The organism is Risungbinella massiliensis (genome assembly GCF_000942395.1).
Classification (GTDB): domain Bacteria; phylum Bacillota; class Bacilli; order Thermoactinomycetales; family Thermoactinomycetaceae; genus Risungbinella; species Risungbinella massiliensis.
The window spans coordinates 494,098-508,639 of the sequence record NZ_LN812103.1; the positions used below are offsets into that span (position 1 = coordinate 494,098).

The window sequence follows — 14,542 nt, forward strand, 5'->3', positions numbered from 1 at the left end:
ATGGCAAATGCACTTGTAAGTATTCAGATCTTACCACATACTCCGAACGGAGAGAGTTCGATACCTTATGTGGACCAAGCAATTGAAGTTATTCAGGCATCAGGGGTTCCATATCGGGTGGGGCCGCTCGAAACGACGATGGAAGGTCAGTTATCTGACTTACTACAGATCGTCGCCAAAATGAATGAAAAGATGATCGAAGCAGGATGTCCGAGCACTTTAGCGCAGGTGAAAATTTGTTACAACCCCCAAGGCATTACGATGGGTCAACTGACCGAAAAATATGACCAAGATTAAACATCTAGTACCGCCACTCCTCTTTTTTGCCATCCTCCTGTTAGGTTGGGAGTCGGCGGTTTCTGTTTATGCGCTGGAACCTTGGATGTTACCTGCACCAACTGTTATTTGGAAGGAACTGATCGATCGCTTTCCTTCGTTGACAATAGATATTGTAGCGACGATGAGGATCGCTGTTCAAGGTTTGTCTATTGGTGTTTTAGTAGGGACGTTGCTTGCTTTACTGCTACATCTAAACCGTTGGGTATATAACACACTCTATCCACTTTTGGTAATTACTCAGAACATCCCAACGATTACGCTGGCACCTCTTCTGATCCTCTGGTTTGGTTTTGGGGATTTGCCGAAATTGCTAATCGTAGCCTTAGTATGCTTTTTTCCTATTACTATTTCTCTGTTAAGTGGTTTCCGGCAGGTAGATCCGATCCTCCATCAATATTTGCGAATAACAGGTACGAACCGCCTACAACTCTTTACCAAACTGGAACTACCAAGTGCATTGCCAAGTCTATTTGCAGGACTCAAGCTAGCAGCCACCTACAGTGTGATGGGTGCTGTCATCTCTGAATGGTTAGGCGCGGAGGAAGGTTTGGGTCTCGTGATGACGACAGCGGCAACTTCATTCCGAACTTCCCGTGTTTTCGTTGTGATTTTGCTCATTGTAGTTTTGAGTCTCATAATGGTGGGAGTCATTTCTCTGCTTGAGAAATGGATGATACGAGAGCAACGTCAGAAAAAGGGGAGGGGGAATAGATGACCAAGAAGCTAGTTTGCGATGAACTTTCGTTTGGATATGAACAACATAAACCAATCTTGCATCAACTCTCGCTATATGTGGCAGAAGGAGAGTTTGTTTCGCTCATTGGTCCTTCTGGTAGTGGGAAAAGCACCTTATTTTATCTGCTAGGCGGACTCTATACTCCGAAACAGGGAGAAATAGAGTTAGATGGTCGTTCGATCATTGGGAAAAGAGGTTGTATTGGATATGTACCGCAGCAAGCTTCTTTGCTTCCGTGGCGCACAGTTGAACAAAACGTACGACTATCGCTTGAGATCGGAGCACATCCCAAAAAGATAGATGTTGATTCGCTCTTGATGCACGCAGGGTTACAGCAAGTAGCTCATGCCTACCCACATCAATTATCTGGAGGAATGCAACAGCGAGTTGCATTTATCCGTGCTTTGGCTCAAAATCACTCTCTCCTATGTCTGGATGAACCATTTGCTTCGCTTGATGCATTAACTCGTTTTCAGATGCAGAGATGGCTAATGAAAGTATTGGAAGAAGAAAGTAGAACTGTCTTACTCATCACTCACAGTATTGAAGAGGCACTGCTTTTATCAGACAGAATTTATCTGCTAGGCGCCAATCCTATGCAGGTGAGGGAGGAGTTTTCCATTCCTCATCCTAGAGAAGAACGTCTAAAGTGGAGGGAGTCTCCCGATTTTGTATCATGGAGAAAGAAGTTAGAGGAATTATTATTTGAAGCTAAATCAGTAGTTTAAGATAAGGACAGACTATAACCTATAAACACATAGTAAAACCAATAATTACGTGCAAACACAGGGAAACTCTTTGGGAAAGTAATCTCCCAAAGAGTTTTATCCTACACAGCGGTTTGACTTTGATTCGAGATTTCTTCAAGTCCCAATTCTTCTACTAAAAAGCTACCTTCTGAAACAAGCAAAGTTTGATTTTTTTCCGTATGCTTCCATCCATTTTGGATCGCGTATTTGGTCAATGCGGCACAGACACCTGGTTTATGAAAGTTAGTACCCCACGCATCCTGATAGGTGAAACATACTTCAAAATAAGAGGACTTCCATTCTCCTGAATAAACCCGAAGCTTTACATTGTCTCTATTTTCGTTAACCACATAATAAAATGAGTGGTCTTCTATCGTGATTTTTCTTGTACCCTTTGGAGATGTTTTCATTCAAATCACCCTTTCCGATGGAAGCTATGTACCCAGAAGTGATGAGAGCACTTTGAATTAATAGTTCCCTTTACATTTAGGGATCTGTCATCTATTTCAGAATAGTCCCTATCTTATTATTATACCAAAAGACTTCCATTTTCTATATAAACAAAACCACCCTGTCTCCCAAAAGGGAACAGGGTGGTTTTCCAAAACCGATTAACGAGAGTAGAACTCTACGATCAGGGTTTCGTTGATTTCAGCTGGCAATTCGCTGCGATCTGGCAGGCGAGTGTAAGAGCCTTCTAGCTTGTTTTCGTCGAAAGCTACGTACTCTGGAAGGTATGAACGCTCTTCCAAAGATTCTTTGACGATGGACAAGCCACGGCTTTTTTCACGAAGACCGATTACTTCACCAGGAGTTACTTGGTAAGCAGGACGGTCTACTTTTTTACCGTTTACTGTTACGTGACCATGAACTACAAGCTGGCGAGCTTGGCTACGAGTACGAGCAAGACCCAAGCGATAAACAAGGTTGTCCAGACGGGATTCGAGCAACTTCATGAAGTTCTCCCCGTGTACACCTTTCATTTTGCCTGCTTTGTCGAACAGGGTACGGAATTGTTTTTCTCCGAGACCATACATCAGACGAAGTTTTTGTTTCTCCTGAAGTTGGATACCGTACTCGGAAAGTTTTTTGCGTTGGTTTGGACCATGTTGTCCAGGAGCGTATGGGCGGCGGTTCAGCTCTTTCCCAGTTCCCGAGAGGGAGATTCCTAGACGACGGCTCAGTTTCCAACGTGGGCCAGTATAACGTGCCATTATGAAAAACTCCTTTCATCATTTGCAGATATTTCGCAAATGACAGGGTTGCTGATTTGCTATGATTATCCTCACAATCCGGATAGCGGCGAAAAGGTGGGATACTCGCTTAAACGAGGCAAATCAGTGAGGGTGATCCCTTCACCTATCGTTTGCATGCTATCCTCAAGTCCCTTAGGAGAGGGTATTTTGAGCCATACAGACCAATATTATATTGGATTAGCTAAAAATGCAATGATTAGTCTTGATAAATGGAAAAAGAAACTTCTTCCTATTTATTTTTATTCCGTAAATCTTGATTCGACTCGTTCGGTTGCTTTTGACAAAGTCACTGCCTAAATCAAGATTAGAACCGTTTCATTGATTCTGATTTAGTTACTCGTTTTCTTTTTCTACTTCCTCCACTTCCATACTGTCTGTCGACTTCGGAGGGGTAGCTCGAACAAAATGAATTGGCATACCACGACCTGCAAATTTTTGCTCATATTCGGTCTGGATGTTCCACTTATTCCATGGACTCTCATGCAGGTTGCGAGTCAAGTCTTGCAAAGTCCATCCCATCTCATGGAATTCTTCTAAGGAAAAGTCAAAGAGGGAGAGACTATCTGTTTTGAGAATGAGATCGCCGTCTGGTGCAAGTAGCTCAGCATAGATAGCTAGAAAGTCCCGATAAGTAAGACGTCGTTTATAATGACGTGCTTTCGGCCAGGGATCACTGAAATGCAAGTAAAAGCGATCCACTTCACCAGGAGCGAATACATCTCGTAGTTTTTGGATATCCATCCAAATATAACGGAGATTGGTGTTCTCTGTAGCCGTTCCTTTTTCCGCCGCTTGAAGAAGAGGCTCTTGGATCTTTTCAATCCCGATCCAGTTGTGGTCAGGATGTTGCGTTGACGCTTTTGCCAAAAATTGCCCTTTTCCTGTTCCGAGTTCCACATAAAGCGGCTGATTTGGTTTGGCATAGAGGCTTTTCCAAGATCCTTTAACCTGATGAGGATCATTGATTACCAGAGGATGTTCTTGTAATCGTGGGATAGCATTTGGATTTCTGCGCAGTCTCATAGAAGAAAGATACCTACCTTTTTAAGTCAGATCTCATTATTATAAAGTGAAACTTTCATCAGTGGGAGTTTTCTTCGCTTCCATACTAGTTGATGAATTAGATCTTTAGGAACAGTGTCCCCTACCTATCTTCCTTGCTTCTTCCAAATATTGAAGTGGAGGTTTTTTCTGTTCGAGATCTATTCCCTTTAATGGAGACTGCCTATATTGTCGCATTGCCATTCATATTCGCATTGGCTAAGATAAGGAAGGGATATGGGACTTTTATAGAGAAGGATGAGTCGTAGATGATGACGAGGGAAAAACTACACCATGAATTAGACGATTTAACACCTAAAGAAGTAGAAACGATCACTCATTTAGTTCAAGCATTAAAACGTTCACGCAAAAGTCCTTTGGCTTATGTAGAAGAAATGATTCACTACGAATATGTAGGACAAGATGAGAATACAGGGGAATACCTTCACCGCATGCAGATTACGAATGAACTTCAGAACCGTTACCAAATCTTGCATGGAGGGATTACTGCTACTTTTATTGATACATCTTTAGGCTCAACAGTCTTTCAATTACTTGGGGAAGAAGCAAAAGCGGTCACATTGGACCTTAACATCCATTTTTTAAACAAAGGTGAAAATGGATGGCTCTATGCACACACCAAGGTAGTGAAACAAGGTAAAACCATCATCATGTTAGAATGTAGAGTGGTCGATGAGAACCATAAAATTATCGCAACTGCTTCTTCTACCTTTTTTCATATAAAGTAGGTGGAAAAAATGGGCAAACCGCTCACCATTGCAGCAAAAGCGATCCTCTTTGACGAAGGAAAAGTTCTCGTATTGCGACGTTCTCCACAAGAAAGAAAAAACAGAGAGTCTCATTTATGGGATTTTCCTGGTGGATCGGTAGAACCAGAAGAGCCAATTATGGAGGCTCTTGCTCGAGAGATCAAAGAAGAGACGGGGCTAGAGGTAAAAGTAGTTGCACCCGCATATGTATATGACGAAGTGCAAGAAGAAAAGCATCTAGTCCTACTCAAATTTGCCTGTGATCAACCAATTGGAGAAGTTCAACTGAGCGAAGAGCATGATCTGTTTTTATGGGTTCCAATCGATGAATTGGAGGAAACTCCATTTCCGGATTGGATGAAAGAAGAGATCAAGAAAGCCTACCGGGTTTATACGGAGTTGCGAAATTAAGGGGAAAAGTACCTAGCAGCATGAACATCTACTACTGCGATAGGTACTTTTTTCATGGAATGAAAGTCATTTTCAAACTGCGGACCAAACGGAGAAAATCTGGAGCTAGGAATGACTAAGGCAAAAGTAACGGAACGAATTTGATTCAGATTATTTTTCGAGTAGATTCTAGAAAGGATGAAGATAATGGGCAAAATCGCATGGACGCATGCTAATATTTATACAGAAGTAGGTTGGCTTACAGATGCTTATCTCCTCACAGAAGGTGGAAAAATTCAGGAAATCGGCGAAATGACCCATTATCAGGGAGATGCGGACCAAACGATCTCATTAGAAGGAAAAGGCCTCCTCTTGCCTGGGATGATTGATGTACATATACATGGAACCGATGGTGCTGATACGATGGACGCTACACCAGAAGCGTTAACCACAATGGCGAAAGCTCTGGGGCAAGAAGGAACTACTAGTTTTTTGGCTACAACTATCACGCAAGAAAAAGAAGCGATCAGCCGAGCACTTGCAAATGCAGCTGATTTTATCGAGACACAACCTACCTCTGGACAGGCGGAGTGCCTAGGAATTCATTTGGAAGGACCTTTTATTAATCCGAAAATGGCGGGCGCTCAGCCAATTGAGCATATCACTCCTCCTGATATATTTCAGATGAAAGAATGGCAAGAGATAGCGAAAAATCATATACGTCTCATTACGATGGCTCCAGAAGAGGAGAATGCTCTTGATTTGATTCGGTATTTAGCTGAGACTGGAGTAGTTGCCTCGATTGGCCATACAAGTGCTACCTACCAGCAAGTACGTGAAGCGATTGCAGCAGGTGCAACCCATGTAACTCATTTATACAACCAGATGAGAGGACTTCATCACCGTGAACCAGGTGTGGTGGGTGCAGCGATGCTATCAGATGAACTAATGGTTGAAATGATCGTAGATGGAATCCACATCGATCCGAAAATGGTAAAGCTTGCTTATGATCAGATTTCGGCGGATCGAACAGTCTTAGTCACTGATTCGATGAGAGCGAAATGTTTGCGGAATGGGAAGTATGACCTAGGCGGACAAGAAGTAACCGTAGAAAATGGGGAGGCAAGGCTGTCCAATGGGTCTCTAGCAGGCAGTATTCTCAAAATGAAAGATGCAATTTGGCATATGAGAGAGTTTGCCGGTGCAAGCTTAGAAGAACTGGTTCAGATCTCTTCTACCAACGCTGCCAAAGAATTGGGTGTTTGGGACCGAAAAGGGAGTATTGCAGTAGGAAAAGACGCTGATTTTGTATGGTTAACGGATGAATTAGAACTAGAAATGACAGTAAGTCGTGGAGAAATATCATATCAAAGGAGTACAGAAACGACCAATGGAACTAATTAAAGCAAAAGATTATCGAGAGATGTGCAAATTAGCTGCAGAAAAAATGATCAAGTTAGTGATGGAAAAACCAAATGCTGTTTTAGGTCTAGCAACTGGCTCTACCCCATTGGGAACGTATGGATTTTTAAAGCAAGATTATGAGCAAAATGGTACTTCTTATCAACAGGTGACCACGTTTAATTTAGATGAGTATGTGGGATTGGACGGATCGCATCCTCAAAGTTATCGATACTTTATGAATAAGAATTTGTTTTCTGGGATCGACATCCAACTGGATAACACCTATGTACCAAGTGGACAAGTAGAGAACATGGAAGAAGAGTGTCTGAACTATGAATCACTGCTACGTACAAAAGGTCCAATAGACTTACAACTACTTGGGATTGGACGCAATGGTCATATTGGATTTAATGAACCAGGTACGTCATTTCAGACCAATACGCATGTTGTAGAGCTAACGGAATCGACTCGTGAAGCAAACAAACGCTTCTTTGACTCAATCGAAGAAGTTCCAACTCATGCGATTACGATGGGAATCTCTTCGATTATGGAAAGCAACGAAATTCTTTTATTAGTAAGCGGTGAGAGTAAAGCACCGATTGTTCGGGATCTATTTGAAAAGGAACAGACAGAAGAAATTCCAGCCACCGTACTCAAAAGTCATCCCAATGTGACGGTTATTGCGGATGAGGAAGCATTGTCTTTGTTAACGGAAAAAGTATAATCATTACATCATTTTTGGCTTTTAAGTTGGATGGTAAAAAGTTTCTACATTTATGCTAAATTCGAAAAGATGACTTCTGAACAAATCAGGAGTCATCTTTTTTTATAAAAAACACCCATTTTTAGCATGAAATAACGATTGTAGATAAAAAATAAAGAATGCTTCAAAGAGGGGGCTAATATGAGAAATTTCATTAATCTAATAGAAAAGCTATCAAAAGACAAAGAACAAAAAATCAACGAACAACAACCAACAAAGTTAATTTACAAGAGTCTTTCTAAGAATTTAGAGATTATTAAAATTACACTTGGGAATTGTAGCGACCTAATTGTCCGCGAATTTCAGCTCGGTAAAACCAATGTCAAAGCAGCAATCTTTTATTTAGATGGTTTGGTGAACATTAATTATATTCAAGAAAATATATTGAAATCATTAATGGCAGATGTAAAGAATGTCACAAATACAGACGGTGATCCAGATCAAACAAATATCATCGCGTATTTAAAAAATCATATACTGACAGTTGGAGAAACAAAAAAAGTTTTTGACTTTAAACTGTTGTATCATTCGCTTTTGTCTGGAGACACAATTTTATTAATTGATGGGCAAAACCAAGGTTTAATCTCTAGTACGAGAGAGTGGAAAGAGCGTGGAGTGCAAGAATCCAGTACGCAGAGTGTAGTAAAAGGATCGAAAGAGAGCTTTACCGAAACAATGCGTACTAATACGGCTCTCGTTCGCCGGAGAATAAAAGATACACATTTGAGGATCGATACTAGACAGATTGGTAGAGTTACCAAAACAGATGTTGCTGTTCTATATATAGACGGAATTGCCGATGAAAAAGTAGTCAAAGAAGTTTTCTCTCGCTTGGATTCTATTGATATTGATGCCATTTTGGATAGTGGATATATCGAAGAGCTAATCGAAGATACGACATATACTCCATTTCCAACTACTTATTCTACGGAACTTCCTGATACAGTTGCAGCAGGGTTACTAGAAGGTCGGGTTGCCATCATGGTAGATGGGACTCCGTTTGCTCTTTTGGTTCCTGGACTATTTGTCCATTTTTTTCACTCCAATGAAGACTATTACCAACGATTTGATATTAGTACCTTTGTTCGCATTCTCCGTTTTATCGCTTTTGTGATGGCTCTGCTAGTTCCATCCATTTATATTGCAGTTACTACTTATCATCAAGAAATGATTCCCACTTCCCTCTTAATCAGTTTAGCTGCTCAACGTGATGGAGTACCTTTTCCGGCTCTTTTTGAGGCGATGATGATGGAGTTTACCTTTGAAGTTTTGCGGGAGGCTGGACTGCGTCTGCCCAAAAACGTTGGTTCTGCCATTTCTATTGTGGGTGCATTAGTACTTGGTCAAGCCGCTGTACAGGCTGGTTTAATTTCAGCGGCAATGGTAATTGTCGTGTCCCTCACGGCGATTAGTAGCTTTATGTTTCCCTCTTATACGATGTCGTTTCCTGTAAGAATTCTAAGATTTATCTTTATGGGTCTAGCGGGTTTTATAGGTCTGTTGGGAGTTGGCTTGGGTTTGATTGCACTTATTTTTCACTTATGTAGTCTGCGGTCATTTGGAGTTCCGTATATGGCGCCCTTTGGCCCTTACATTCAAGAAGATCAAAAAGATGCTATCTTCCGTTTTCCTCGAGGGAAACTATTTTCTCGCCCTCGATTGATTAGTCATCAAAACCGAGTTCGAATTAAGATGAAGCACTAGAAAGAAGGAAATGGAATGAATCGAAGAAATCTATTCTTGTGTATTCTGCTGCTTCTATTTATGACAACAGGGTGTTGGAGTAAAAAGGAACTAAATGAACTGGCAATCATGAGCGGAGTTGGGATTGACAAAACCGAAGATGGTGAATTTCAGCTAACGGCACAAGTGATATTACCTTCTGAAATAGCTACCCAAACAGGTGGAGGCAATCGTACTCCAGTTGTTATTTACAAGGAAACTGGCAAAACCATTTTTGAGACAGTGCGAAAATTAACCAAATACTCTCCGCGAAAACTATATTGGTCCCACTTGCGGGTTATTGTGTTTGGAGAGGCTTTGGCAAAAGAAGGAATTGCCAAAGCGATCGATTTTATATCAAGAGATCACGAAATGCGAACCGATTTTTATTTATTGGTAGCTAAAGGTACATCAGCTGAGCAAATATTAAAAGTGCAAACGCCCTTGGAAAAAATCCCAGGTATGAAAGTATATAAGTCTCTTGAAACGTCTGAAAAGGTGTGGGCACCAACAAAAGGGACCAACTTGGATGAATTGATTTCTAATTTGTCAGGTGAAGGAAGGAATCCAGTCTTAACAGGAGTTCTCCTAAAAGGAGATCCATCTCAAGGGATGGAGCTTTCTAATGTGGAAAGAACGGATCCTTCCGCTAAGATCCAGCTCGATGAATTAGCTGTATTTAAAAAAGATCGGCTAGTAGGTTATTTAAATGAGGAGGAAAGTAAAGGCTATAACTATATAGAGGGCAATGTGAAGAGTACGATTGTCAATGTACCATGTAATAGTGGAATCGCGGCAATCGAGATTATTCGTACCGATACGAAGGTAAAGGGAAAATATAACAATGGGAAGCCGTCCATTCAGATCGAAACGAAATTACAGGGAAATGTGGGCGAAGTAGAGTGTGATCTGGAATTTACTAATCCCAAAATCATGAGTGAGTTGGAAACAAAAGTAAAACAAGATATTCAAGAGAAAATGGAAGTAGCAGTTAAGAAAACGCAAACAGAATTTCAAAGCGATATCTTTGGTTTTGGAGATAAAATAGAACAGGCTGACCCAAAAGCATGGAAAAATCTACAGAAAAAATGGGAAAAAGAATTTCCTGATCTTGACGTCCAAATCAAGGTGACAGCCGAACTAGAACATACAGGAACCACTTCAGAATCAGTTTCGAAACAAAAACAGGAGTAATACTTATGTGGGCGATCTTCGGAGTATTTATTGCTGCGTTAGGAATAATCTGGATCGAAGTTCCTACTCTACTACGGCAGAAGCAAACTAGAGAATTGGTGTTTTTTTCCCTTTTCCTTGGTGTAGCAGTTTTATCTGGGATAACGATGGCGATGGGAATGGATCTACCTAATCCATATGGTTTGATTGAGATAATCTATCGGCCTATTGGGGAATGGATCAATAATCTGTTTCGATAAAGATGGTGAAAGTCAGTATGAAACAAATCGAAAAAGTGAATGTACGTCAAATGACGATCTTCGTTGTCCTATTTTTTATTGGGACAACGATTCTTGTCCAGCCTTCCACACTAGCATCGATAGCAAAACAAAATGCTTGGATTGCTGTTATTTTGGGAGTGTTTGTTAGCTTATGGATCGTCTGGTTATATTCAAGGATAGCCATGATTTTTCCGGATAAAAACTTTTCAGCTGGCTTAGAATGGCTCTTAGGGAAATGGATTGGAAAATTGGTTTCGATCCTATATATTTTTTACTTTATATGTGTTTCAGCTGATTTATTGTCGATTATTGGCAATTTTTTTACCACTCAAATGATACCTGAAACACCTGCGGTTGCAATCCATGTTGTTTTTATGACCGTTATTGCTTTTGGAGTTCGGCTTGGGATTAAAACCTTAGCTCGTTCAGCTGAAATCTTTTTCGTTGTATTTTTTTTCCTTTTTTTCATCATTGTATTTACTCTATTTCCTGAGTTAGAAATAGATAAGATCCAACCCGTTTTAGAACAAGGGATAAAACCAACTATACATGCGATGTTAACTTTTATAAGTGGTTGTTCATTAACCATGTTTACGTTTCTATATATCTTATCTTCTATAAATAATGCCCAAGCAATCCAAAAGAGTCTGATGAAAGGCACGATCATCGGTGGAATAGTAATGCTCATCATCACTGCTTTATGTATCTTAGTTCTAGGAAGCTTTTTTACAGAAAGGAATATTTATCCTACTTATGTTTTAGCGAAGAAAATTAGTATTGGAAATTTGGAGAGAATTGAGGTTATCATCGCGGGGATGTGGATGATTACGATCTTATTTAAAGCTTCCCTTTACTTTTATGCTTTAATGATGAGTATCAAACAGATGTTTAGATTAACAGACTATCGTCCAGTAGTACTTCCGATTAGTATGATTACAGTGGTTTTATCGCTTATTATTTTTCCAAATTATGTTTATATGAGCTATTTTAATACAACCGTTTGGATTCCTTATGTGTTAACACTTGGTTTTGTTGTTCCATTTTTGGTCTGGATTATAGGGAAACGAAAACAGATTCGAGAAAATAAGAAGGGGCTTCCTCGTGGAAAGGGGCTTAGTGGTTAAAAAATACATGAAGGAAATCGTTGTTGAATATAGAGATGGTAAAAAAGAAAAAGACACATCTGCAAGAGACAAAGCTCTTGATGATGTGCCAGCTGGTCAAAATTGTATTAAGTGGTTAATTGTATTAGAGCGATAACTACTGCGAATCCTGCTGAATATATTGCATAGCGAAAATAATCCCAAGCGCGTTCGTCGTCTCTTTTTGCATCATAATGCTTAGAGATTTTGTGGAAAAAAATAGCTAATGCAATAAGCACAATATAAATTCCTAACATCATGCTAATCCCTCCTTATTGTAAGGGATTAGATGCTAGTGACCAGCTACACTGATCCTAGTTTCTAATCCCCAAGAAAGGCATGAATACAAGCCCTTCTTGGGGATTAGAAACGATCAGATGACTAAATCTTATGATAATATTTAAAGAGTGTAAAGTATTTTTTATCTTTCAAGTACCATGTTCCAAAGTATAGAGGCGTTCTAGAAAGAAACTTATATCCAAAAATAAAGAGCATCTATTCGCTCGTAATTCAGCAAATAGATGCAAACTGGTCAAGAGAGATTTAGTAGTAGCACTAAGAGCATGGTGAATATGGCAGAAAGGATCAAAACTACCGTTTTTTCTAGTAACTTCTTTCTACGATAAGAAAGAGTATATCTAGATAAAATCCAACGCTCTAGGTGGATTGTCGCATAAAAAAAAGCAACCAAAAATAAAGTAAATAGTAATATAAACATCTCGCCACCTCCTTGGTGTAAGGAAGACAACAAGAGTGACCAGTATTCAGTTACTCAAGTTGCCCACCTGAGAAAAGATCATCGAAATCTCCTCTCAGGTGGGCAACTTATGAGAAACTAACTTAATTTTATCATATTTCATAATGATTAGATATCGGGTATCAAATAAAAACCCACCTCCGAAATGTTATATATAGGAGGTGGGTTGATTTTTTATCAAATAGTTGTTACTTCTTTATATAACAATTTTTTACCCCAAGCAGTCCGATAAAATCCACGTTCGACAATAGTGAAAATAGAATTAGAGATCCAATATAATCCTATTGCGACTGGTGCTGACCACATCACAAACAAAAAGATAATTGAGATCAGCATAGGGAAACCAGCACGTTGGAGCATGGAACTAGCTACGACCGCTTCTGAAGTTAATGGAATGCAAGAGGCGATCAGTGAAACAACAGCATAGACAATGGGTGTTATGTGAAGCGGGTCTGGCGAATGAAGAGAATCGATCCATGGAAGAATGGCAGTAGAAACAAAAAATCCATGGGAAGTGAAGAGTTGATATAAAGAGAGAAATATAGGAGCTTGCACCAGCGCGATCCATAAGAAAGATACTGGCTTTACACCATATTTTGAGTAAAGCTCCGATGTTTTCTGAAAGAGTAGTGCAGAATCCTTTGCATAGTTCTCTCTTATTTTGCTAAGTAATGGTTGAATTCGCGCCATTTTCACTTGTTGTCTTGCCGTTTTAAGATTGGTTGCGAACAATATAGAACGAATCAAAATGGTAAGTAAAATGATCGCAAATCCCCAATCTCCGGTAACCGAGAAAAACACTTGTAGTAACTCATCTAATAATTTAATGATTGGATCTAACCATGAAAACATAGAATATTCCTCCCTAAATGATATTTTATTAGGAAAAAATATTCAAAGGATCTACTTCATCCTTCCCATTAACTGGTATTATTTTACGGCGAATCCAACGGAGTCTAGGACGAATGGCATTCGATTCGACTAGTACAGAACTTTTGAGCAGATATAATACCGAATACAGAGGAGAACCTGTATTGATTGTCCAATTGAACCGAATCAAACTAAATATAAGTGGGGAAAGACCTAATACGACAACAATGAGAGAATAGTCGATTGACCAATCCATATATATACCTCATTAATAAGTGTTATATTTTTAACGAATTATTCCAAAAGATGATATATAAACATTATTACGATAAATAATAATGCTATCTTACCATAAAAAATCGGTTATTGAATGATTCTTCATTAGCAATCTAGTGACTATCATTTTGAACCAAAAAGATCAGCATAGCAAAAACACCTCTTATGTAAGAGGTGTTTTCAACAGCGTTCCTATTTTATCGAGTCAAAACGCCTGTCCAATCAGTCATTGAAATCAATGTATCGACGTATTGTTCTAGATATTTTTGATCCACTTGGTCAAAGCGACTTACGACTGGACTATCGATGTCTAGAACTCCAATAATTTCACCATTTACTTTAAGTGGAATGACGATCTCAGAGCGAGAAGCAGCATCGCAAGCGATATGTCCAGGAAAAGCGTGAACGTCTTCCACTAGCATTGTTTCTCCACGCTCTATTGCTGTACCACAGACTCCTTTTCCTACTGGAATGCGGACACAGGCCGCTTTTCCGATAAATGGCCCTAACACCAGCTCTCCCTGCTTCATAAGATAAAAACCAGACCAGTTGGTTTCACCCAACACTTCGGCAAGATGAGAGGCAGAGTTGGCTAAATTGGCAAGCCAATCTGTTTCGCCTTCTAATAAGTATCGTAACTGTTTAATTGCTAACTCGTATTGTTCTTCTTTGGTTCCAGATGCTTGTTCGAATTGGAACATTTCGCTCATACCTCCCGTAAATTCCTCTCCTTAGATTACCAGAATACAGTAAACAGGAAAGGGAAAAGGTGTTGTTTGCGTACCTAAAATTTTATCTAAGTCAAACTTTTTTCTCTTTTTCACAAAAAATGCATTTGTCATTTTAGGTACTCATGGTAAAATAATGCTTATA

At 39.7% G+C, this 14,542-nt stretch carries 20 protein-coding genes; 12 read left to right on the forward strand and 8 right to left on the reverse strand.

Annotated elements, in window-relative coordinates:
• Genes VJ09_RS13590 through VJ09_RS13600 form a run of 3 tightly spaced genes read left to right on the forward strand, consistent with a single transcriptional unit; the run spans window position 1 to window position 1,803 of the window.
• Complete coding sequence (locus VJ09_RS13590; RefSeq protein ID WP_044642205.1) at window positions 1-297, forward strand: thiamine-binding protein; 297 nt, start codon at window positions 1-3, stop codon at window positions 295-297.
• Window positions 284-1,054 (forward strand): ABC transporter permease, encoded by a 771-nt coding sequence (locus VJ09_RS13595; protein WP_044642206.1) that lies wholly within the window; start codon window positions 284-286, stop codon window positions 1,052-1,054. The genes VJ09_RS13590 and VJ09_RS13595 overlap by 14 nt, the downstream gene beginning before the upstream one ends.
• Complete coding sequence (locus tag VJ09_RS13600) at window positions 1,051-1,803, forward strand: ABC transporter ATP-binding protein (RefSeq protein ID WP_044642207.1); 753 nt, start codon at window positions 1,051-1,053, stop codon at window positions 1,801-1,803. Before VJ09_RS13595 ends, VJ09_RS13600 begins: the two co-directional genes overlap by 4 nt.
• Before the next feature lie 101 nt (window positions 1,804-1,904).
• Here VJ09_RS13600 and VJ09_RS13605 read toward each other — a convergent pair whose 3' ends face one another.
• Window positions 1,905-2,234: a hypothetical protein gene (locus VJ09_RS13605; protein WP_044642208.1), complete on the reverse strand. Its 330-nt coding sequence runs from the start codon at window positions 2,232-2,234 to the stop codon at window positions 1,905-1,907.
• A gap of 201 nt (window positions 2,235-2,435) precedes the next feature.
• Window positions 2,436-3,038 (reverse strand): 30S ribosomal protein S4, encoded by a 603-nt coding sequence (gene rpsD / locus VJ09_RS13610; RefSeq protein ID WP_044642209.1) that lies wholly within the window; start codon window positions 3,036-3,038, stop codon window positions 2,436-2,438.
• A gap of 189 nt (window positions 3,039-3,227) precedes the next feature.
• On the opposite strand from rpsD, the gene VJ09_RS18545 reads away from it, so the two are divergent.
• Complete coding sequence (locus tag VJ09_RS18545) at window positions 3,228-3,377, forward strand: hypothetical protein (RefSeq protein ID WP_154662367.1); 150 nt, start codon at window positions 3,228-3,230, stop codon at window positions 3,375-3,377.
• A 36-nt stretch (window positions 3,378-3,413) separates the two neighbouring features.
• Here the strand turns inward: VJ09_RS18545 and trmB are convergent, their stop codons facing one another.
• The gene (trmB, locus tag VJ09_RS13615; protein WP_044642210.1) at window positions 3,414-4,103 is read right to left on the reverse strand and encodes a tRNA (guanosine(46)-N7)-methyltransferase TrmB; all 690 of its coding nucleotides are present in this window, start codon (window positions 4,101-4,103) and stop codon (window positions 3,414-3,416) included.
• A 287-nt stretch (window positions 4,104-4,390) separates the two neighbouring features.
• On the opposite strand from trmB, the gene VJ09_RS13620 reads away from it, so the two are divergent.
• The 8 genes from VJ09_RS13620 (at window position 4,391) to VJ09_RS13655 (ending at window position 11,748) form a co-directional block, all read left to right on the forward strand.
• Window positions 4,391-4,870 carry a PaaI family thioesterase gene (locus VJ09_RS13620; RefSeq protein ID WP_044642211.1) on the forward strand — a complete coding sequence of 160 codons (480 nt, stop codon included), beginning with the start codon at window positions 4,391-4,393 and terminating at the stop codon, window positions 4,868-4,870.
• Window positions 4,871-4,879: 9 nt separating this feature from the next.
• Window positions 4,880-5,302 (forward strand): NUDIX hydrolase, encoded by a 423-nt coding sequence (locus tag VJ09_RS13625; protein ID WP_052807406.1) that lies wholly within the window; start codon window positions 4,880-4,882, stop codon window positions 5,300-5,302.
• Between the two features lie 186 nt (window positions 5,303-5,488).
• Window positions 5,489-6,685 (forward strand): N-acetylglucosamine-6-phosphate deacetylase, encoded by a 1,197-nt coding sequence (gene nagA, locus VJ09_RS13630; RefSeq protein WP_044642212.1) that lies wholly within the window; start codon window positions 5,489-5,491, stop codon window positions 6,683-6,685.
• A complete protein-coding gene (gene nagB / locus VJ09_RS13635) occupies window positions 6,672-7,409 on the forward strand; it encodes a glucosamine-6-phosphate deaminase (RefSeq protein ID WP_044642213.1) in 738 nt (245 codons plus the stop codon). Before nagA ends, nagB begins: the two co-directional genes overlap by 14 nt.
• 180 nt (window positions 7,410-7,589) lie before the next feature.
• Window positions 7,590-9,152: a spore germination protein gene (locus VJ09_RS13640; protein ID WP_044642214.1), complete on the forward strand. Its 1,563-nt coding sequence runs from the start codon at window positions 7,590-7,592 to the stop codon at window positions 9,150-9,152.
• Between the two features lie 15 nt (window positions 9,153-9,167).
• Entirely contained in the window at window positions 9,168-10,364 is a 1,197-nt protein-coding gene (locus VJ09_RS13645; RefSeq protein WP_044642215.1) for a Ger(x)C family spore germination protein, read from the forward strand.
• A gap of 5 nt (window positions 10,365-10,369) precedes the next feature.
• Entirely contained in the window at window positions 10,370-10,603 is a 234-nt protein-coding gene (locus VJ09_RS13650) for a hypothetical protein (protein WP_044642216.1), read from the forward strand.
• A 17-nt stretch (window positions 10,604-10,620) separates the two neighbouring features.
• The gene (locus VJ09_RS13655; RefSeq protein WP_044642217.1) at window positions 10,621-11,748 is read left to right on the forward strand and encodes a GerAB/ArcD/ProY family transporter; all 1,128 of its coding nucleotides are present in this window, start codon (window positions 10,621-10,623) and stop codon (window positions 11,746-11,748) included.
• Window positions 11,749-11,855: 107 nt separating this feature from the next.
• On the opposite strand, the gene VJ09_RS18550 is transcribed toward VJ09_RS13655, so the two are convergent.
• The 5 genes from VJ09_RS18550 to VJ09_RS13675 form a co-directional block, all read right to left on the reverse strand.
• A complete protein-coding gene (locus VJ09_RS18550; protein ID WP_154662368.1) occupies window positions 11,856-12,026 on the reverse strand; it encodes a hypothetical protein in 171 nt (56 codons plus the stop codon).
• 272 nt (window positions 12,027-12,298) lie between these two features.
• On the reverse strand, window positions 12,299-12,484 hold the full coding sequence (locus VJ09_RS13660; RefSeq protein ID WP_044642218.1) for a hypothetical protein: 186 nt from the start codon (window positions 12,482-12,484) through the stop codon (window positions 12,299-12,301).
• 216 nt (window positions 12,485-12,700) lie between these two features.
• Complete coding sequence (locus tag VJ09_RS13665) at window positions 12,701-13,375, reverse strand: YidC/Oxa1 family membrane protein insertase (RefSeq protein WP_044642219.1); 675 nt, start codon at window positions 13,373-13,375, stop codon at window positions 12,701-12,703.
• 28 nt (window positions 13,376-13,403) lie between these two features.
• Window positions 13,404-13,649 (reverse strand): hypothetical protein, encoded by a 246-nt coding sequence (locus tag VJ09_RS13670; RefSeq protein WP_044642220.1) that lies wholly within the window; start codon window positions 13,647-13,649, stop codon window positions 13,404-13,406.
• A 217-nt stretch (window positions 13,650-13,866) separates the two neighbouring features.
• A complete protein-coding gene (locus tag VJ09_RS13675) occupies window positions 13,867-14,370 on the reverse strand; it encodes a GAF domain-containing protein (RefSeq protein WP_044642221.1) in 504 nt (167 codons plus the stop codon).
• Window positions 14,371-14,542: the final 172 nt, after the last annotated feature.